Raw genomic sequence first — 1,304 nt, 5'->3', positions numbered from 1 at the left:
AATTTTTCAGCACCTCCATCAATATCCTGAAGAAAACCAAGGTGGACCAACTGGTCCCGTTTGGCAGCCCGCTTCTAACCCTGATCGAACAGGTCAGGACCAGCAACGACCGGGTATCGGAATATGCTGTCGATCTTGGTACGCCCCGAACCGGCACGAAAAACGTAAACATTCAGGTTTCCTCGCTGTTTACTGACGGGCAGGTGGTCGTTCATATCGAGGAGCGGACCATCGCCTCCAAGATGGACCGGCAATTGACCCATCGGGGCGCCGCCCGGTCGGTAACCGCCATGGCGGCCATGCTGGCCCACGAGGTTAAAAACCCTTTGTCCGGTATCCGCGGATCGGCCCAGTTGCTGGAAATGAACGCATCAGACAGCGACCGTGCCCTGACCCGGTTGATCTGTGATGAAACGGATCGCATTTGCGCCATTGTCGACCGGATGGAGGCCTTTTCCGATGATCGCCCCATCGAGCGGAACGCCGTCAATATCCACGAGGTTCTGGAGCATGTGCGCATGGTCTCCCATGCCGGATTTGCCCGCAAGGTGACCTTCAGGGAACAGTATGACCCGTCCTTGCCTTTTGTGTATGGCAACCGCGACCAGCTTGTTCAGGTCTTGTTGAACCTGATCAAGAATGCCGCTGAATCCGTCCCCGATGAAGGGGGCGAAATTACCCTGACCACGGCCTATCGTCCCGGCGTCCGGCTGGCGGTTCCCGGCAGCAAGGATCGGGTGCGGTTGCCGCTTGAGGTGGGCATTCACGATAACGGGCCGGGGATTTCCGATGAACTTCTGCCCCATATCTTTGATCCGTTTGTGACCACCAAAACCGGGGGAAGCGGGCTTGGCCTGGCGCTTGTCGCCAAGATCGTCGGCGATCACGGCGGCATCATCGAATATGACAATTCCACCGAGGGCGGACATTTCCTTATTCGCCTGCCGGTCTTCAAGGTTCCCAAAAAGAAAGCATGACAATGGCAGCCACAATTCTTGTAGCAGACGACGACAAGGGCATTCGCACCGTTCTAGAGCAAGCCTTGTCCCGTGCCGATTATGTGGTTCGATCGACCGGCAACGCGGCCACCCTCTATAACTGGGTGCTGGAAGGGGCAGGGGATCTGGTGCTGACCGATGTGGTGATGCCGGACGAAAACGGCCTCGACCTGCTTCCCAGAATAAAGAAAATCCGCCCGGAACTGCCCATTATCGTCATGAGCGCGCAAAACACCCTTCTAACGGCCATCAAGGCGACGGAACGGGGCGCTTACGATTATCTGCCGAAACCCTTTGACCTGAAGG

General features: G+C 57.0%; 2 protein-coding genes. Both read left to right on the top strand.

What is annotated here, in order from left to right; all coding sequences use genetic code 11:
• A partial coding sequence (locus tag QQJ79_RS15340; protein WP_284223797.1) for a two-component system sensor histidine kinase NtrB occupies nucleotides 1-977 on the top strand: 977 nt, incomplete at its 5' end.
• Nucleotides 974-1,304 (top strand): response regulator (locus tag QQJ79_RS15335; RefSeq protein WP_284223796.1); only part of this gene is annotated, 331 nt, incomplete at its 3' end. The genes QQJ79_RS15340 and QQJ79_RS15335, both read left to right, overlap by 4 nt.

This window comes from Brevundimonas denitrificans (assembly GCF_030160755.1).
Taxonomy (GTDB): domain Bacteria; phylum Pseudomonadota; class Alphaproteobacteria; order Caulobacterales; family Caulobacteraceae; genus Brevundimonas; species Brevundimonas denitrificans.
Note: the sequence above shows the minus strand (reverse complement) of the source record. Positions and strands in the feature narration are given on the sequence as shown.